This window comes from Streptomyces sp. NPDC048106 (genome assembly GCF_040706415.1).
Classification (GTDB): domain Bacteria; phylum Actinomycetota; class Actinomycetes; order Streptomycetales; family Streptomycetaceae; genus Streptomyces.
Map to the genome: position 1 here is coordinate 1 of NZ_JBEZND010000014.1, position 18,779 is coordinate 18,779.

Here is an 18,779-nt window from a genome sequence, read left to right on the forward strand (position 1 = left end):
TATCTGGCGTTGACTTTTGGCACGCTGTTGAGTTCTCAAGGAACGGTCGCTTCCTTTGTACTCACCCTCGCGGGCTTTCCTCCGGGCGCTTCCCTCTCGTGTTTCAAACTCTATCAGGCTTTTTCCGTCTCTCTGACCACCGTTCTGCGAGCATGCAGAAGGAGATCCAGATTCAGGACCCGATGAGTTTGTTTTCGAGCAGGGGTACGACTGTACACGCGGCCTCGAACGCCGTGCAAATCCGTTGGGTTGGTGGTCTAGACCACTAGCTGCTAGCTTTCATCCGGAACCGCCACTTCACATGACATACCCTGCTGCTCAGGCCCGCGAGCAGCTCCACTTCTGGGAGGCTCCCATGACCACCGTGACGTCCCCTCTGGCCGGACGTGCCATCGGACTGGCCGCCGTGCCGGACCCCGTCTTCTCCGGGGCGATGGTCGGCCCCGGCACCGCGATCGACCCGGTGCGTGAGCCCTCCGAGGCCGTGTCCCCGGTGGACGGCGTGATCGTTTCCCTGCACCCGCACGCCTTCGTCGTGGTCGACGCCAGCGGGCACGGCGTGCTCACCCACCTCGGCATCGACACCGTGCAGCTCAACGGCGAGGGTTTTGAGGTGCTCGTCAACAAGGGCGACACCGTGACCCGCGGTCAGGCCGTCGTGCGCTGGGACCCCGCGGCCGTCGAGGCGGCGGGCAAGTCTCCGGTGTGCCCCGTGGTCGCACTGGAGGCGACGGCCGACGCCCTGTCCGACGTCCTCGAGAACGGTGAGGTGACGGCCGGCGCCGTCCTCTTCTCCTGGAACTGACAGCAGTGCCGTCATAGGGACGGCGTACAGGACGACCACCGCGGCGGCGGGGCCCGCCGCACTATCCGGAGACGGGTGAGATGGAGACAACGCTGCGAGGCGTCGGTGTGAGCCATGGCGTGGCGATCGGCGAGGTCCGGCACATGGGCACGGCGGTGCTGGAGCCGCCGGCCAAGCAGATCCCCGCGCAGGAGGCGGGGCGCGAGCAGGGCCGCGCCCGCCAGGCGGTCGACGCCGTGGCCGCGGATCTGATGGCGCGCGGCAACCTGGCCGGCGGCGAGGCCCAGGCGGTGCTCGAGGCGCAGGCCATGATGGCTCAGGATCCCGAGCTGATGGCGGACGTGGACCGGCGGATCGCCGTCGGCAGCACGGCCGAGCGCGCGGTCTACGACGCGTTCGCGGCGTACCGGGAGCTGCTGGCGAACGCGGGCGAGTACCTGGCCGGCCGGGTGGCCGACCTCGATGACGTGCGGAACCGTATCGTCGCCCGGCTGCTCGGGGTGCCCATGCCGGGCGTCCCGGACAGCGACCACCCCTATGTTCTGGTGGCGCGGGACCTGGCGCCCGCCGACACCGCGCTGCTCGACCCCTCTCTGGTGCTCGGGTTCGTGACCGAGGAGGGCGGTCCCACCAGTCACAGCGCGATCCTGGCGCGGGCTCTCGGGGTGCCGGCCGTGGTGGCGCTGCCCGGTGCGGTCGAGCTGGCCGAGGGCACGGTGGTCGCGGTGGACGGCAGCACCGGTGAGGTGTTCGTGCACCCGAGCGAGGAGAAGAAGACACGGCTGACCGCGGAGGCCGCCGAGCGCCGGGCCGCGCTGGCCGCCTCGACCGGTCCCGGCGCCACGGCGGACGGTCACAAGGTGCCGCTGCTGGCCAACGTGGGCGGTCCCGCGGACGTGCCGGCGGCGGTGGCGGCCGGGGCCGAGGGCGTCGGTCTGTTCCGTACCGAGTTCCTGTTCCTGGACGACAGCGAGAACGCTCCTTCCGAGGAGAAGCAGCTCGCGGCCTATCGGCAGGTGCTGGAGGCGTTCCCCGAGGGCCGGGTGGTCGTGCGGGTGCTGGACGCGGGCGCGGACAAGCCGCTGGCCTTCCTGACTCCGGCGGACGAGCCGAACCCGGCGCTGGGCGTGCGCGGGTTGCGGACGCTGCTGGACCACCCCGATGTCCTGCGCACCCAGCTGACCGCGCTGGCGAAGGCCGCCGAGGGGCTGCCAGTCCACCTTGAGGTGATGGCGCCCATGGTGGCGGACCGCGCGGACGCGCGGGCGTTCGCGGACGCCTGCCGTGCGGCGGGCCTGCGCGCCAAGTTCGGGGCCATGGTGGAGATCCCGTCGGCGGCGCTGCGCGCGCGGTCGATCCTGCGGGAGGTCGAGTTCCTGTCGCTGGGGACCAACGACCTCGCGCAGTACACGTTCGCGGCGGACCGGCAGGTGGGTGCGGTGTCGCGGTTGCAGGATCCGTGGCAGCCGGCGCTGCTGGACCTGGTCGCGCTGTCCGCGGAGGCGGCCCGTGCCGAGGGCAAGAGCTGCGGGGTGTGCGGCGAGGCGGCGTCCGATCCGCTGCTGGCCTGTGTGCTGACCGGTCTGGGTGTCACCTCCCTGTCCATGGGCGCGGCGTCGCTTCCCTATGTCCGGGCGACGCTCGCGAAGTTCACGCTGGCGCAGTGCGAGAGGGCCGCGGCGGCGGCGCGGGCGGCGGACAGCGCCGAGGAGGCGCGGAGCGCGGCTCAGGCCGTGCTGTCCGGCGAGTAGCGGCCGTGCCGCGCAGGGGCGTCCCGCCTTCGGGTGGGGCGCCCCTGCCGTGTCCTGGTGTCTGTGGTCAGTGGCGATGGTCGTGCGGCGCGCTGCCCTCCCCCAGGTCCGGTGGTGCGCAGTAGTCGACGCCCGGTTCCGGGGCGATGAGGTCGCCGGACTCGGCGTCGGTGCAGTAGGCGTCGAACACCTCGGCCGCGGTGAGCGGTTCGAGGGTGCCGGCGCGCAGCCGCCAGCCGTGGACCCGGTCCGCGGTGCCCGGGGCGCTGGTGCGCAGGACGAGTCCGCCGGGGCTTCGGGTGGCGAGGCCCAGGGCGAGGACGCTGGTGAACTCCAGGGCCTCGGAGTCGTCCAGTCGGGTGGCGCCGTGGGTGTCCTCCTCGCCGTGCAGGACGGCGACCAGGGTTTCCGGTGGTCCGGAGACGGTGCACACCAGGTGCCGGTCGCCGGGTGGCGCGGTGTCGAAGATGCGGACCACGAGGTCGGAGGCGCGGGTGAAGGCGGCCCGGCCGATGTCCTCGCCGCAGGTGGGGCACGGGCCGAGGCGGGTCAGGAGCGTGGTGGCGTACTCCCAGGTGGCCCGGCGTACGGCCTCGTCCACGAGGGCCGGCACCAGGGCGGCGAGCGGGCCGCCGTCGTAGGGGACCGTGGGGCCGGTGGCGGCGAGGGCCGCGGTGAACCGGGTCCGGGTCGCGGGGAGGTCGGGGTCGAGTCCGGTCTCGGCGCAGTACGCGGCGTAGTCCTCGGGGTCGAACAGGGCGAGGGTGGTGTGACCGCCGTACGCGGCGCGGTCCTTGAGGACGGCCTCGACCTGCTGGAGGTAGGTCGCGTGGTCGTCGAAGGTGAAGCTGCGGTAGCGCCGCATGGCGCGGAAGTCGTGTTCGTCGGCGAGGAGGCCGATGGTGCCGGCGATCTCGCGGCGCAGGACGCTGCGCATGGTCCGGTGGTCGGTGTGCGCCATGTTTCCCCCATGTGTGCGCGGTCGATCAATGCTCACTCACCGTAACCGGGAGCACTGACAACGGCCGGGCCGAGCGCTTTGACCTGTGGCTTTCCTGCACATGGGGTGGCCCCGGACGCCGCCGTCGTGCTCGGTGGGCCCGGGGCCGTTCGCGAGGGGGGTCAGCCGCGCTTGCGGGCCAGCTCCTCGTAGAAGGCGAGCAGGGTGAGGTCGTCGATGGAGCCGGGGTTGACCGCCTTCTCCAGCGGGGTGCCCTGGAGGAGGCGCTTGACCGGGACCTCGATGCGCTTGCCGGTGAGGGTGTGCGGGACTCCGGGCACCTCGATGATCTCGTCGGGGATGTGGCGGGGCGAGAGCTGTTCGCGGATGGCCCGCTTGACCTTGTCGAGGAGCGCGTCGTCCAGGGCGGCGCCCGGCGCGAGGTGCACGAAGAGCGGCATCCAGTAGCCGCCGTCGGGCTGTTCGATGCCGATGACCAGGGATTCCCTGATCTCGGGCAGCCGCTCGACCACCTCGTAGATGTCGGCGGAGCCCATGCGGACGCCCTGCCGGTTGAGGGTCGAGTCGGAGCGGCCGTGGATGATCACGGTGCCGCGCCCGGTGAGGGTGATCCAGTCGCCGTGGCGCCAGACGCCGGGGTAGGTGTCGAAGTAGCTGTCGTGGTAGCGGCTGCCGTCGGGGTCGTTCCAGAAGCGGATCGGCATGGACGGCATGGGCTTGGTGACGACGAGCTCGCCGACCTCGTCCACGAGGGGGCCGCCGCCCGGGTCCCAGGCCTGGAGGTCTGTGCCGAGGGCGGCGGCCTGGAGTTCGCCGGTGTACACGGGCAGGGTCGGTACGGCGCCCGCGAAGCAGGAGCAGACATCGGTGCCGCCGCTGACGGAGGCGATCCAGAGGTCTTCGCGTACCTCGTCGTGCAGCCAGCGGAAGCCGTCGGGGGGCAGCGGGGAGCCGGTGGTGGCGACGCACTTGAGGCGGGAGACGTCGTAGTCGCGGGCCGGGTGGACGCCGGCTTTGCGGCAGGCCATGACGTAGGCGGCGGAGGTGCCGTAGAGGGTGGCGCCGGTGCGTTCGGCGACCTTCCACTGGGCGCCCGTGTCGGGGTACCCGGGGCTGCCGTCGTACAGAACGATCGTCGTACCCGTGAGCAGGCCGGAGACGAGGAAGTTCCACATCATCCAGCCGGTCGAGGTGTACCAGAAGAAGCGGTCCTCGGGGCCGAGGTCGCAGTGCAGGCCCAGCTGCTTGAGGTGCTCGACCAGGATGCCGCCCTGGGACTGGACGATGGCCTTGGGCAGGCCGGTCGTGCCGGAGGAGTAGAGCACCCACAGCGGGTGGTCGAAGGGGACCTGCTCGAAGACGGGTTCGGCGTCGCCGGAGGTCAGGGCGGACCATTCGAGGGCGCCCTCGGGTGCCTCGGTGCCGAGCAGCGGGATGTGGACGACGGCCCGCAGGGTGGGCAGTTCGCGGCGCAGTTCGGCGACGATGTCGCGGCGGTCGTGTTCCTTGCCGCCGTAGCGGTAGCCGTCGACGGTGAACAGGACGACGGGCTCGACCTGCTGGAAGCGGTCGAGGACGCTGCGGGCGCCGAAGTCGGGGGCGCAGGAGGTCCAGACGGCGCCGACGGCGGCGGTGGCGAGGAGGGCGACGACGGCCTGCGGGATGTTGGGCAGGTAACCGCTGACGCGGTCGCCGGGGCGTACGCCGAGGGCGCGCAGTTCGGCGGCGAGCGAGCCGACCTGCCCGCGCAGTTCGGCCCACGTCACGGGCCGCGGCTCGTGGGTCTCGTCCACGTACAGCAGCGCGGGCTGGTCGGCGCGCTCGGCGGCGGCGCGCAGGGCGTGTTCGGCGTAGTTGAGGGTGGCGCCGGGGAACCACTGGGCGCCGGGCATGGCGCGGTCGCCGAGCACCTGGGTGTACGGGGTGGAGAAGCGGACGTCGAACCACTCGGTGACGGCCTTCCAGAAGGCGTCCAGGTGGTCGACGGACCAGCGGTGCAGCGCGGCGTAGCCACCGTCGGCCGGGGCCCCGTGGTGAGCGGCGGCCCATGCCTGGAACGCGGTGATGCGTGCCTGGGCGATCCGCTCGGGATCGGGCTGCCAGAGCGGCTGGGGGTTCGCGGTCGACATGGGCGGCTCCCGGACTGTACGCGTCGTGTGCGTCGGTCCGCGCACGGCTGGATGTGCGCGTGACGCGGCTGACAGGGACGATGCCATGTGATCGACTTCCGCACCAGGGTGAGCTTCCTATCATCCGCCCGGCGAAACGGCGGGTCCGGCTGAGGTGAACGGAAATTGAACGGCGCGCGCGGGTGCGGCGCTCGGTGGCAGGGTGAGCAGCATGGACGGTCGTGACCTGGTGCGTTCGGTGCGTGTGATCGGTTCGGGACGGGCGGCTCAGGGGGTGCGGGCGGCGTGGCGCAGACGGCGCATCGACGCCGCCGGGCTGCCCCGGCGGGGGGCGGAGCGGGCGCGGGTTCCCGGGCGGGTGGAGAGTGTGGCGCCGGGTCCCGGTGGCGGGGTGATCCGGTTCAGCCGGTCCGAGCTGCGGGTCACGGTCGCGGTGAACGGCGCGGTGTTCTGGGGCTGGGACGGGGCGGCGCCGGAGCCGTCGTACGCGCTGGCGGGGAGCTGCCCCGAGCCGGATCCGCGGGCGGTGCTCGAACCGGACAAGGACGGCGGCTGGCGGGTGGTGGCCGAGCGGGTGACGGTGGTCGTCTCGCGGCACGGTGCGGTGGAGGTGTGCACCCCGGGCGGCCTGGTGCTGCGCCGGGAGCTGCCGCCGCGCTGGTGGGAACCGGTCGGCGGGGGCCCGGCGCGGTGGATGCAGCGCTCGGAGGTGGCGGCGGACGCCCGGTTCTTCGGGCTCGGCGGGCGCGCGTCCGGGCCGCGGCTGCGGGACGGGTCGTACCGGCTGTGGAACACCGATCCCGGCGGTTCGTTCGGACCGGGTGACGATCCGCTGTATCTGACGATGCCGGTGCAGCTGGTGGTGGCGGACGCGGGGACGCATCTGGTGTTCCACGACACCACGTGGGACGGCACGGTGGTGCTGCGCGAGGGCGAGGAGGGCGCCGGGTCCGGGCACGACCGGGCGGGGCGCTGCGAACTGCGGATGGACGGCGGGCCGTTGCGCTGCTGGGTGATGGTGGGCCCGCCGGCGCGCGTGCTGCACACCTGGGCCTCGCTGACCGGGGCGCCCGCGCTGCCGCCCGCCTGGGCGCTCGGTCACCATCACGCGCGCTGGGGGTTCGGCAGCGAGCAGGAGGTGCGCCGGATCGTCTCGGGCTACCAGGAGCGCGGGCTGCCCCTGGACGCGGTCCATCTGGACATCGACCACTACGACGAGCACCAGGTCTTCACCGTCGACCGGGAGCGGTTCCCGAAGCTGCCGGTGCTCGCGGAGGAGCTGCGCCGGGACGGGATCCGGCTGGTCTCGATCGTCGACCCGGCGGTGAAGGCGGCGCCGGGCAACGCCGTGTACGACGGTGGCACGGCCGTGGACGCGTTCGTGCGGGACGCCTCGGGGCGGCCGGTGCGGGGGGTGGTGTGGGCCGGCGAGTCGGTCTACCCGGACTTCACGCACCCGCGGGTGCGCGAGTGGTGGGGCGGGCTGTACGAGGAGCGTCTGGAGCAGGGCTTCGCCGGGTTCTGGCACGACATGAACGAGCCGGTGTCCTTCCACGCCTTCGGCGAGCCGACGCTGCCGCGCTCGGCCCGGCACGCCCTGGAGGGGCGCGGCGGGGACCATCGCGAGGCGCACAACGTGTACGGGCTGTGCATGGCGCGCGCGGGCTACGAGGGGCTGCGCGAACTGGCGCCCCGGGAGCGGCCGTTCCTGTTCACGCGGTCGGGCTGGGCGGGGATGCAGCGCTACGGCGGCACGTGGTCGGGCGATGTGGCGACGGGCTGGCCGGGGTTGCGGGCGTCCTTGTCGCTGGTGCTGGGGCTCGGCCTGTGCGGGGTGCCGTACTCGGGCCCGGACGTGGGCGGTTTCGACGGCAGCCCGTCGCCCGAGCTGTATCTGCGGTGGTTCCAGCTCGGCGCGTATCTGCCGCTGTTCCGCACCCACGCGAGCCTGCGGGCCGGGCGCCGTGAGCCGTGGGAGTTCGGGCCCGAGGTGCTGGAGCACGCGCGGGCGGCGCTGCTGGAGCGCCGACGGCTGCTGCCCTACTTCGTGACGCTCTCCCATCTGGCCCGGCGCACCGGCGCGCCCTATGTGCGGCCGGTGTGGTGGGGCGCGCCGGAGGACCGGGCCCTGCGCGACTGTGAGGACACGTTTCTGCTGGGTGACGGCCTGCTGGTGGCGCCCGTGCTGGAGCCGGGCGCGGACCGGCGCGTGGTGCGGCTGCCGCGGGGGCGGTGGTACGACACGGCGACGGAGCGGGCGTACGAGGGCCCCGGGCAGGTCGTGGTGGACGCGCCGCTGTCCCGGATACCGGTGTTCGCGCGGGCGGGCGCGGTGCTGCCCGTGCGCGGCGACGACGGGCTCGAACTGGAGGTGTGGGCCCCGGCGCCCGGCCGGACCGGGGGCGGTCTGGTGGTGCCGGACGCGGGCGACGGCTGGGACGTGCCGGAGGTCGAGCGGTACGTGGCCCGCAGGCAGGGCGGGACCGTGGTGGTCACGCGGGAGGGGGAGGGCGGCGCGAGCGGGCCGGCGTGGCCGGTGCGGGTACGGGGGCTCGGGTGAGCCGGGCGCCCGGGGCGGCCCGGCTCGGTCCGGTGCCTCAGTAGCGGCCCTCGAACCACGCCCGCACGGCGGCGCTGTGCAGGGGGAAGGCGAGGTCCTCGGGGCGGCGCAGCAGGTGCCAGCCCGCCGTCTCCGCTGTGGGGCCGGAGGGGGGAAGGACGTCGGCCGGGCGTTCGGGCAGGAGGCCGAAGAGGAGGAGGTGGCCGTCGGGGGAGCTCATGGCGTCGACGAGGCGGACGTCGCGGGCGGCGGCGTCGATGCCGGTCTCCTCCTTGAGCTCGCGGACGACGGCCTGCTTCCAGTCCTCGCGGTCGTCCACGTAGCCGCCGGGCAGGGCCGTGCCGCCGCGGGCGGGGGCGATGGTTCGGGTGATGACGACCAGGGCGGTGCCCTGGGTGTCGTACACGGGCTGGAGCGCGATCGCCACGGGCAGCGGGTTGCGGTAGGCCGCGGTGCCGCAGGACGGGCAGGTGCGCGGCCAGCCGGTGACGCCCTCTCCATAGGGCACCCCGCAGGCGGAACAGTGCGATCCCGGCGCGGAGTTGGCAGTTGATTGTTGGTTTTCGGACACGCGCGGACTGTATCCGATCAAAGGAAGAGCGTCTTCGGCGCGTGGCGTTGCGCGGGCTTGCCCCCTTCCGGCGGGGCGAGCCGAGGGTCCCGGCCGGTCTCCTCGCTCAGCTGGTGACCGGCTGGCGGGGCTCGGCCGAGTACCGCATGGCGTGCTGGATGAGGTCGATGAGCACGTCCCTGGCCGACTCCCGGTCGCGGGCGTCGCACAGCAGCACGGGTACCCCGGCGTCCAGGTCGAGCGCCTGGCGGACCGAGTCGGCGGGGTAACGGGCGGCGCCGTCGAAGCAGTTGACGGCGACCAGGAAGGGGATGGAGCGCCGCTCGAAGTAGTCGACGGCGGCGAAGCAGTCCTCCAGGCGGCGGGTGTCGGCGAGCACGACGGCGCCGAGCGCGCCCTCGGACAGCTCGTCCCACATGAACCAGAACCGCTCCTGGCCGGGCGTGCCGAAGAGGTACAGCACCAGGTCGTCGCGCAGGGTGATGCGGCCGAAGTCCATGGCCACGGTGGTGGTGTTCTTGGCCTCCACCCCGCTGATGTCGTCGACCGGCCGCCCGGCCTCGGTGAGTTGCTCCTCGGTGCGCAGCGGCCGGATCTCGCTGATCGCGCCGACCAGGGTGGTCTTGCCGACGCCGAAGCCGCCCGCCACCAGGATCTTGAGCGTGACGGGCTCGACCGGGAAATTGCCGTGCTCAGAACGCCCGAGGACCATCGTTCACTTCTCCTGCTTGCTGGGGTTCGGGCGACGGCCGGCCGTAGCCGCCGCCACCGGGGGTTTCGATGACGAGGACGTCGCCGGGGCCGACGTCGGTGGAACCGCTGCCGCCGAGGTCGGTGACCGTACCGTCGGTGCGCTCCACGCGGTTGGCCCCGAGCGCTCCGGGTTCGCCGCCCGCCATGCCGTACGGGGGCACGCGGCGGTGCTGGGAGAGGGCCGAGACGGTCATCGGTTCCAGGAACCGGATGCGGCGCACCGCGCCGTCGCCGCCGCGCCAGGTGCCGGCGCCGCCGCTGGCGCCCCGGACGGCGAACTCCTCCAGGCGGACGGGCAGTCGCCACTCCAGGATCTCGGGGTCGGTCAGCCGGGAGTTGGTCATATGGGTCTGGACGACGTCGGCGCCGGGGAAGCCGTCGCCCGCGCCGGAGCCGGAGGCGACGGTCTCGTAGTACTGGTGGCGTTCGTTGCCGAAGGTGACGTTGTTCATCGTGCCGGAGCCCTCGGCCTGGACGCCGAGCGCGGCGTAGAGGGCGCCGGTGATGGCCTGGGAGGTCTCCACGTTGCCCGCGACGACGGCGGCCGGCGGTTCGGGCGCGAGCAGGGAGCCGGGCGGCACGACGATGTCCAGGGGGCGCAGGCAGCCGTCGTTGAGCGGGATGTCGTCGGCGACCAGGGTGCGGAAGACGTACAGGACGGCCGCGTTGACGACGGCGAAGGGGGCGTTGAAGTTGGTGGGGAGCTGCCCGGAGGTGCCGGTGAAGTCGATGGTGGCGCGGCGCTCGGCCCGGTCGACGCGGACCTCGACGCGGATGACGGCGCCGGAGTCGGTCTCGTAGGCGTAGGCGCCGTCGTCCAGGGCGTCGATGACGCGGCGCACGGCTTCCTCGGCGTTGTCCTGGACGTGCCGCATGTAGGCCTGTACGACGTCGAGGCCGAACTCGCCGATCATGCGGCGGACTTCGTCGACGCCCTTCTGGTTGGCGGCGATCTGGGCGCGCAGGTCGGCGAGGTTGGTGCGGGGGTTGCGGGAGGGGTGGGGCGCCTCGGTGAGCAGGCGCCGGGTCTCCTCCTCGCGGAAGCGGCCGCCCTCGGCGAGCAGCCAGTTGTCGAAGAGGACGCCCTCTTCCTCGATGGTGCGGCTGTGGGCGGGCATGGAGCCGGGGGCGATGCCGCCGATCTCGGCGTGGTGGCCGCGTGAGGCGACGTGGAAGAGGAGCCGGGGCCGGCTCTCCGGGTCCGCCGGGGCGTCGGTGTCGAACACCGGGGTGATCACGGTGACGTCGGGCAGATGGGTGCCGCCGTGGTACGGGTCGTTGACGGCGTAGGTGTCGCCCGGCCGCATCGAGGTGCCCCGGCGGCGGATGACCTCCTTGACGCTGGTTCCCATGGAGCCCAGGTGGACGGGGATGTGGGGGGCGTTGGCCACCAGGTTGCCGTCCGGGTCGAACAGGGCGCAGGAGAAGTCCAGCCGCTCCTTGATGTTGACGGACTGGGCGGTGGACTCCAGCCGGGCGCCCATCTGTTCGGCGATCGACATGAAGAGGTTGTTGAAGACCTCCAGGAGGACCGGATCGGTTTCCGTGCCCGGACGGGAACTCCCTGTGATCGCCGCCCGTTCCATGAGCAGATGTCCGTCGTCGGTGGCGGTGGCCCGCCAGCCGTCGTCCACGACGGTCGTCGCGCCGGCCTCGGTGATGACCGCGGGGCCGGTGACGTTCTCGCCGGGGGGAAGGGCCTCGCGGCGGTGCAGGGGGACGTCGCGCCAGGAGCCGCCGGTGTGCAGGCGGACGCTCCCGGGAGCGGCGGGCCGTCCTTCGTACGGGGCGAGGGCGGACAGATCGGGGGGTGCGGTGATGCCGGTGGCCTCGGCGGAGAGGGCTTCCACGACGATCGGGCGGTCGAGGGTGAAGGAGTAGGTGGCGCGATGGCGCTCTTCGAACGCGCGCCGCATGGTCCCGGGTTCGGCCAGCTCGACGGTGAGGGTGGTGTCGGTGCCGTCGTAGCGGAGCTGGGCGCGGTGGGTGACCCGGATGCGGTCCTCGGGGACGTCCTCGGCCACGAGTTCGGCGCGGGCGGCGGCCTCCAGGTCGGCGGCCGCCTTACGGATGCCGGGCATGGCGGCCTGTTCCAGGGGGGCCTCGACGGACTGTTCGCGCATGGCGGTGGTGTCGGCGAGGCCGATGCCGAGCGCGGACAGGACGCCGGCCATGGGGGGCACGAGCACGGTGCGGATGCCGAGCGACTCGGCGACCCGGCACGCGTGCTGGCCGCCCGCGCCGCCGAAGGTGGTCAGCGCGTAGCGGGTGACGTCGTGGCCCTTCTGGACGGAGATCCGCTTGATCGCGTTGGCGATGTTCGCGACGGCGATGCGCAGGTAGCCCTCGGCCACCTGCTCGGGGGTGCGGTCGTCGCCGGTGGCCCGGTGGATCTCGCGGGCGAGGGCGGCGAACCGGTCGCGGACCAGCGCGGCGTCCAGGGGCTGGTCGCCGCCGGGTCCGAACACAGCCGGGAAATGGGCGGGTTGGATCCGCCCGAGCATCACGTTGGCGTCGGTGACGGTGAGCGGGCCGCCGGCCCGGTAGCAGGCGGGGCCGGGGTCGGCGCCCGCCGAGTCGGGGCCGACGCGGTAGCGGGAGCCGTCGAAGTGGAGCACCGAGCCGCCGCCCGCGGCCACGGTGTGGATGTCGAGCATCGGGGCGCGCAGCCGCACGCCCGCGACCTGGGTGTCGAAGACCCGCTCGTACTCGCCGGCGAAGTGCGAGACGTCGGTGGAGGTACCGCCCATGTCGAAGCCGATGACCCGGTCGAAGCCCGCCCGCTGGGACATGCGGGCCATGCCGACGATGCCGCCGGCCGGCCCGGACAGGACGGCGTCCTTGCCTCGGAACTGTCCCGCCTCGGTGAGCCCGCCGTTGGACTGCATGAACATCAGCCGCACGCCGCGCAGTTCGTCGGCCACATGGCGGACGTAGCGGTGCAGCACCGGCGAGAGGTAGGCGTCGGCCACGGCGGTGTCGCCGCGCGGCACCAGCTTCATCAGCGGGCTGACCTCGCTGGACAGGGAGATCTGCGGGAAGCCGGTGCGGGCGGCGAGTTCGCCGATGGCGCGTTCGTGGGCGGGGTGGAGGTGGCTGTGCAGACAGACGACGGCGACGGCGCGGATCCCGTCGTCGTACGCCTCCTGGAGCCGCGGCGCCAGCGCGTCCAGGTCGGGGGCGCGCAGCACCGTGCCGTCGGCCGCGATGCGTTCGTCGGCCTCGATCACCCGCTCGTAGAGCAGTTCGGGCAGGTCGATGCGGCGGGCGAAGATGCGCGGGCGGTTCTGGTAGGCGATGCGCAGGGCGTCGCGGAAGCCGCGGGTGATGACCAGGAGGGTGGGTTCGCCGGTGCGTTCCAGGAGCGCGTTGGTGGCCACCGTGGTGCCCATGCGGACGGCCTCGACGGGTGCCGCGGAGTCGCCGAGGAGCGCGCGGATGCCGGCGACGGCCGCGTCGGGGGCGTCCGCCTCGGGGGCGTCCGCCTCGGGCGCGGGGCCGCCGTCGTCCGTGCCGGGCCCGGGGTGCGGGCGGGCCGGTTTACCGGAGAGCACCTTGTGCGTGAGCAGACGGCCGTCCGGGCGACGCGCGACGATGTCGGTGAAGGTGCCGCCTCGGTCGACCCAGAACTGCCAGCCTGTCACGTCAGTACTCCGCTTCCGCGCCGGTCACAGCGCCCGCAGGCCGTTGATCACGTCGCGCAGAATACTCTCGTCCGGCAGTTCGGCCGGGGGCACCGGCCGGGTGACATGGACGAGTTCCGCGTGCACGAGATCGCCGATGAGGACCCGGACGACGCCGATGGGCAGGTCGAGCTCCGCGGCCAGCTCGGCGACCGACTGCGGGGTGTCGCGGCACAGGTCCACGATGTCCACGTGTTCGGGCGAGAGCGTCGGATCCGTCTCCGGGTCCCCGGCGGCGGGCTCGGTGACGACCACCGCGATCAGATCGAGGCGGTGCTGGGCCGTACTGGTGGTACGGCCGCGCGTCATGGCGTAGGGGCGGACGACCGGTCCCGCGTCGTCGTCGAACCAGTGGCTGCTCACCTGACCGTCTTGGCTCATGTCATCCCACTACCCGCCCGTGGGCAGGCCCGTGCGCGGGGCGGTGCCCAGGTGCACACCGACCCTCTTGACCAGGAGCGTCATCTCGTAGGCGACCTGGCCCACGTCGGAGTCGGCGTCGGACAGGACGGCGAGACAGCTGCCGTCGCCGGCGGCGGTGACGAACAGGAAGGCGTCGTCCAGTTCGATGACCGTCTGGCGGACGCCGCCCGCGTCGAAGTGACGGCCCACGCCCTTGGCCAGGCTGTGGAAACCGGACGCCACGGCGGCCAGGTGCTCGCCGTCCTCCCTGGTCAGGTCCTTGGACACCCCGGTGGGCAGGCCGTCGCCGGAGAGGATGACGGCCTTGCGGATGCTGGCGACACGGTCGACCAGGTCGTCCAGGAGCCAGTTCAGCTCCCCGTTGCCCGTCGCCGTGTGGTCGGTCGCCTTCGGTGCGGTCATCGACCGTCCCCCTTAGTGGTTCCTTGTGCTGTGCCGGTGCGGGCAGTCTCGCCCGTGGCATTCTCCTCACGGCCGCGCTGCCAGCCGCGCTGGAGCGAGGCCATCCGGCTGCGGACCTCGTCGGCGTCGCGGTCGGCGGGCGCGTCGGTGCGCCCGGAACGCCGTTCGGGGTCCTGCCTGAGCTGGGGGACGAGACTGGCCTGCCGCACGCGGCGGGGCAGGGTGCCGTCGCCGGGTCCGGTGGCGCCGTCGGCGTCGTCGCGGGGTGCGCCGGAGGGGGTGCCCGGGCCGCTCGGGGTGCCCGCCGCCGGGCGGGTGCGCCGGGGAAGCGAGGGGCCGCCGAAGGGCCGTCCGGCGCCGGTGGTCCCGCCGGGGCCGGCGGCCGGGGCGCTCTCGTCCGCCGCGCCGCGGTCGGCCGGTGCCGCGGGGTGCGGGGCGGCGGTCGCCCGGCGGGGCAGGGGCAGCGGCCCGCCGCGGTACGGCTCCCGGTCGGCCCGGTGCGCCTCGCGGGCGGAGCCGGACGCGTCGTGGTCGGAGCCGTACCGGTCGGAGCCGTACCGGTCCCGGTCGGTGGGGGCCGCTTCCGTGGTGGTCCGGTGGCCCTGCTCGGGGCGGTGGGGGCGCTGGTCGGTGACCGGCTTGCCGTGCGAGCTGACCAGCTTGGGCACGTGGCGGCGCGGCAGCGGGACGAGTCCGTGCTCGCCGCTCTCCTCCCCCGCCGGGCGGTCGCCGGCCGCCTCCTCGGCGAGGCCGTCGGCCCCCGTCAGGGCGCGGCGGTGGCGGAAGAGCCCGCCGCGTTCGCTGTCCTCGTCCGCCAGGGCGCCGGGGAAGTCGTCCAGGGCGTCGAGGCCGACGGGCGACTCCAGCTCCACGGGACCGTCCAGGACGGTGGTGGGCGGGCCGGAGCGCGGCAGTGCCGCCCGGGAGCCGTCGGCGGCGCGCCCGGAGTTCCTCGCCGCCCGCTCCCGGTCGAGGCGGAATCCGAGGCCGTTGGTGTCCGGGACCTCGTCGCTGAGCAGCGCGTCGGGGATGAAGACGATGGCGGTGGTGCCGCCGTAGGGCGAGGGCTGGAGGGAGACGCGGACGTTCTGGCGCTGGGCGAGGCGGCTGACCACGAACAGGCCGAGCCGGTCGGTGTCGGAGAGTTCGAACTCGGGGGTCTCGGCCAGGCGCAGGTTGCTGTCCAGGAGCGCCTCGGGCGTCATGCCGAGTCCCCGGTCGTGGATCTCCAGGGTGAAGCCGTTGGCCACGCGCTCGCCGATGACCTGGACGGCGGTGTGCGGGGGCGAGAACAGCGTGGCGTTCTCCAGGAGTTCGGCCACGAGATGGGTGAGGTCGGCGACGGCCGGGCCGGTCACGGCGACCCTCGGCAGGCGCCGTACCTCGACGCGCTCGTAGTCCTCGACCTCGGCGACGGCGGCGCGGACCACGTCCATCAGCTGCACGGGGCGGCGCCACTGCCGGGAGGGTGCCGCGCCGGAGAGGATCACCAGGCCCTCGGCGTGCCGGCGCATGCGGGTGGTGAGGTGGTCCAGCCGGAAGAGGTCGGCGAGTTCGTCGGTGTCCTCGGTGCGGCGTTCCATGGTGTCGAGGAGGGTGAGCTGCTTGTGCAGCAGCACCTGGCTGCGGCGGGCGAGGTTGACGAAGACCTCGGAGACGCCGGCGCGCAGTTCGGACTGCTTGACGGCGGCCTCGACTGCGGCGCGCTGCAGGGTGTTGAGGGCCTGGCCGACCTCGCCTATCTCGTTCTTGTCGTACTCCAGGCGCGGCACCTCGGTCTCCACGTCGACCTGTTCGCCGGCCGACAGGCGGCGCATCACGCCGGGCAGCCGGACGCCGGAGGCCTCGTGCGCCTCCAGGCGCAGCAGGCGCAGGTCGCGGATGAGGCCGCGGCCGATCCGGACGGACAGGACGAGGGAGAAGAGGAGGGCGAGCAGGCCGAGCAGGCCCGCCACGGCGGCCTGGGCGATGACCCGCATGGCGACGGGGTGCATACGGTCCTGGAAGCGGTCGCCCGCCTGGTCGTCCAGGGTGCCGAGGTCGTCCAGGGCGCTGCCCGCGGCCGCGTCCCAGCTCTTGGCGGTGACGCTGCCGGGGGCGCCGGAGCCGGTCTCGATGACGGACTGCTCGGCCGAACGCAGCGGGGCGGTACCGGCGTTGCTCCAGAACCGCTCGTAGCGCTCGCGTTCGGCCGCGGGGAGCAGCGGCAGGCTGATGTCGTAGAGCAGGGTGCGCTGGGCGACGAGGTCGGACAGCTCGCGGGTCTCCTCGCGGGTGAGCCGGCCCACCACGAGGGAGGAGCCGAGCAGGGCGTCCTCGCGGGAGAGCAGCTCACGGGCGCGGATGAGGTTGACCAGGGCGTGCGACTGCTTGTCCATCTCGACGTCGTCGATGCCGTCGAGCCCGGCGAGCAGCGAGAAGCAGGGGTCGATCAGGCGGTTGTAGAGGTCGAAGGCCTGGGCACGGCTGAGGGTGCCGCCCTCGGTGCTGTGGCGCAGCGAGTCCAGGCCGCCGAAGGCGTCAAGGACGGCGGTGAGGTGTTCGCCGCCCTGGGTGCCGAGGCCGCTGCGCAGGTCGCGCTGCCGCGCGTTCTTGCGAACCTTCGCGATCGCACGGTCCGTGGCGGCGCGGGTGCGCTGGAGTGCCAGCAGGGAGTCGGAGGCGCGCGGGTCGGCGAGGTAGACGAGGGTCTGGCGGCGCTCCTGTTCGAGGACGCGGACGGTGTCCTCGGTGGGGTAGCCGATGTTCTCCATGACGTCCGACACCCGGAAGAGCTGGGTCACGTCGCGGCCCGTGACCACCGTGGCGAAACCCCAGACGGCGGTCAGGGACAGCAGCGGCACGAGAAGCAGCGCCACGATCTTCCGGCGGATCGACTTCCCGCGAAAGCGCATGGCCTCCCCCAGCTCGACCCCCGCGGACCGGGGGTGCGCATGTGCGTCAACAAACGGCGCGAGCCTACTACCGCCATACAGGTAACTCGAAGGCATGTCCGGAAGGTGAACTTCCGTATCGGCGCCGTCTCGGGGCGAGTTGTCCGGGCATTGCGGGAGATTGCCACCGCGATCCGGCGGGTACCCCGGAGCCGGACACCATGGGCGGGGAACGGCGGTTGGCTGGAATTTTTCCCAAGGTGGGAATCTTCGTGGGGCCTTGTTCGTCCTTCTCCATGGGAGTTGGTGCGGATTGGGCCGCAAAGGCCCCGTCCCGCATCCCGGCGGCGTAAATCCGCGCAAGCCGGGCAGCTAATGGGGAGTCGGGTCTTCGGACATCGGGGCGAGGGGTCACCCGGCGGTGGGGAGTGAGTGACACGGTGAAGGGCACTGCGGAGCGGTACGGGACACGGCGGGACCGTCAGCCGTTGTGGGTCGAGGAGCCCGCGCGGCGGCATCCGCTGCCGGATCCGGTGCGGACGGCGGCGGTGCGCGCGCTGATCATCATCTCGGTCACGCTGATACAGGCGATGGTGGCGTTCCTCTGCGCCATGGCGGGGTCCTGGCCGGCGTTTCCCATGGTGATCAGCAGCGTGGCGAGCACCTTGGTGGCCACCTGGGCGGTGGTCGACGTCTGGGTGACCCGCCAGGTGTGGAACCAGCGGTACGGCGTGGTCTCCGAGCCCAGCAGCACGGCCCGCGCGCTGCGCCGCGAGCGGCGGGCCCGCCGGCGCCAGGAGCGGACCGCGCTGCGGGAGCAGGAGCGGATACGGCGACGGGGCGGCGCGGGGCAGCTGTCGCATCCCTGAACCGGCCCGCCGGGCCGCGCCCGCCCGTCTCGCCGGTCCCGTCTCATCCGATCCCGTCAGCCGGTCCTGTCTCATCCGGTCCCGTCTCTTCCGGCCCTGCCGGAACCGGCCACTTCGGTACGATGAAGTTTCGTATGGCGCAGCCACACGCGCTGTGCGCAACAGATCCCGGACCGGCCGACAGAGGGTGGGAGCCGAACCATGGCCCACGCGCGGAAGCAGGGAGCGGCCGGTGCGGTGCAGTCGGTGGACCGTGCCGTGAGCGTGCTGGAGATCCTCGCCCGTGACGGCGAGGCGGGCGTCACCGAGATCGCCGCGGAGCTGGACGTGCACAAGTCCACGGCGTTCCGGCTGCTCGGCGTCCTGGAGAACCGGGGCCTGGTGGCCCAGGTGGGGGATCGCGGCAAATACTGCCTGGGGGCCGGCGTCCTGCGCCTGGCCGGGGCGGCGGCGGTGCGGCTGGACATCTCCCAGGAGGGCGTCCCGGTCTGCCGCGAGGTCGCCGACGAACTGGGCGAGACCGTGAACATCGCGGTGCTGGACGAGGACGCAGCCGTCAACATCATGCAGGCCCGCGGCACTGCCTCGGTGGCCGCGCAGAACTGGCTGGGCCGGCGCACCCCGCTGCACGCCACCTCCAGCGGAAAGGTACTGCTCGCGCACCTGCCGCCCGCCCCGCGCGAGGACCTGCTCGCGCGACCGCTGCACCGGTTCACGGAACACACCGTCACCGGCGCCGCGCCGCTGCGGGCCGAGCTGGCCACCGTGCTGGAGCAGGGCTACGCCCTGACGGCCGAGGAGCTGGAACCGGGCCTCGCCGCGGTGGCCGCGCCGGTGCGGGCGCACGACGGCGAGGTGATCGCGGCGATCAGCGTCTCCGGACCTGTGTACCGGCTGAACCCGGACCGGCTGGCGGAGGTGGCCCGGCGGGTCGTCGCGGCGGGCACGGAGCTGTCCCGCCGCATGGGGTACGGCTTCTGACGGGCCGCCGGGCGACGG

The 18,779-nt window shown here is 73.2% G+C and carries 13 protein-coding genes; 5 read left to right on the plus strand and 8 right to left on the minus strand.

All coding sequences use genetic code 11. The annotated features are described in order from the left end of the window. Positions 1-355: 355 nt before the first annotated feature. Entirely contained in the window at positions 356-805 is a 450-nt protein-coding gene (locus tag AB0927_RS16595) for a PTS glucose transporter subunit IIA (RefSeq protein WP_366668302.1), read from the plus strand. Positions 806-885: 80 nt separating this feature from the next. Next, on the plus strand, positions 886-2,556 hold the full coding sequence (gene ptsP, locus AB0927_RS16600; protein WP_366668303.1) for a phosphoenolpyruvate--protein phosphotransferase: 1,671 nt from the start codon (positions 886-888) through the stop codon (positions 2,554-2,556). Between the two features lie 67 nt (positions 2,557-2,623). Here the strand turns inward: ptsP and AB0927_RS16605 are convergent, their stop codons facing one another. After that, positions 2,624-3,517 (minus strand): hypothetical protein, encoded by an 894-nt coding sequence (locus AB0927_RS16605; RefSeq protein ID WP_366668304.1) that lies wholly within the window; start codon positions 3,515-3,517, stop codon positions 2,624-2,626. 161 nt (positions 3,518-3,678) lie between these two features. Then, positions 3,679-5,646 carry an acetoacetate--CoA ligase gene (locus AB0927_RS16610; protein ID WP_366668305.1) on the minus strand — a complete coding sequence of 656 codons (1,968 nt, stop codon included), beginning with the start codon at positions 5,644-5,646 and terminating at the stop codon, positions 3,679-3,681. A 211-nt stretch (positions 5,647-5,857) separates the two neighbouring features. On the opposite strand from AB0927_RS16610, the gene AB0927_RS16615 reads away from it, so the two are divergent. Further along, a complete protein-coding gene (locus AB0927_RS16615) occupies positions 5,858-8,206 on the plus strand; it encodes a glycoside hydrolase family 31 protein (protein WP_366668306.1) in 2,349 nt (782 codons plus the stop codon). A 37-nt stretch (positions 8,207-8,243) separates the two neighbouring features. Here AB0927_RS16615 and AB0927_RS16620 read toward each other — a convergent pair whose 3' ends face one another. The 6 genes from AB0927_RS16620 to AB0927_RS16645 form a co-directional block, all read right to left on the minus strand. Next, positions 8,244-8,777 carry an NUDIX domain-containing protein gene (locus AB0927_RS16620; RefSeq protein ID WP_366668307.1) on the minus strand — a complete coding sequence of 178 codons (534 nt, stop codon included), beginning with the start codon at positions 8,775-8,777 and terminating at the stop codon, positions 8,244-8,246. 106 nt (positions 8,778-8,883) lie between these two features. Then, a complete protein-coding gene (locus AB0927_RS16625) occupies positions 8,884-9,489 on the minus strand; it encodes an ATP/GTP-binding protein (protein ID WP_366668308.1) in 606 nt (201 codons plus the stop codon). Continuing rightward, positions 9,470-13,174 carry a hydantoinase B/oxoprolinase family protein gene (locus AB0927_RS16630; protein WP_366668309.1) on the minus strand — a complete coding sequence of 1,235 codons (3,705 nt, stop codon included), beginning with the start codon at positions 13,172-13,174 and terminating at the stop codon, positions 9,470-9,472. Before AB0927_RS16630 ends, AB0927_RS16625 begins: the two co-directional genes overlap by 20 nt. A 24-nt stretch (positions 13,175-13,198) precedes the next feature. Continuing rightward, positions 13,199-13,594, minus strand: coding sequence for a DUF742 domain-containing protein (locus tag AB0927_RS16635; RefSeq protein ID WP_366668310.1), 396 nt, complete (start codon positions 13,592-13,594; stop codon positions 13,199-13,201). Positions 13,595-13,603: 9 nt separating this feature from the next. Beyond that, positions 13,604-14,038, minus strand: a complete 435-nt coding sequence (locus AB0927_RS16640; RefSeq protein WP_366668311.1) for a roadblock/LC7 domain-containing protein — start codon at positions 14,036-14,038, stop codon at positions 13,604-13,606. After that, positions 14,035-16,932: a nitrate- and nitrite sensing domain-containing protein gene (locus AB0927_RS16645; RefSeq protein ID WP_366668312.1), complete on the minus strand. Its 2,898-nt coding sequence runs from the start codon at positions 16,930-16,932 to the stop codon at positions 14,035-14,037. Before AB0927_RS16645 ends, AB0927_RS16640 begins: the two co-directional genes overlap by 4 nt. Positions 16,933-17,339: 407 nt before the next feature. Here AB0927_RS16645 and AB0927_RS16650 point away from each other — a divergent pair, with 407 nt between their 5' ends. Next, positions 17,340-17,780: a hypothetical protein gene (locus AB0927_RS16650; protein WP_366668313.1), complete on the plus strand. Its 441-nt coding sequence runs from the start codon at positions 17,340-17,342 to the stop codon at positions 17,778-17,780. Between the two features lie 201 nt (positions 17,781-17,981). After that, positions 17,982-18,761 (plus strand): IclR family transcriptional regulator, encoded by a 780-nt coding sequence (locus AB0927_RS16655; RefSeq protein WP_366668314.1) that lies wholly within the window; start codon positions 17,982-17,984, stop codon positions 18,759-18,761. Positions 18,762-18,779 lie beyond the last annotated feature (18 nt).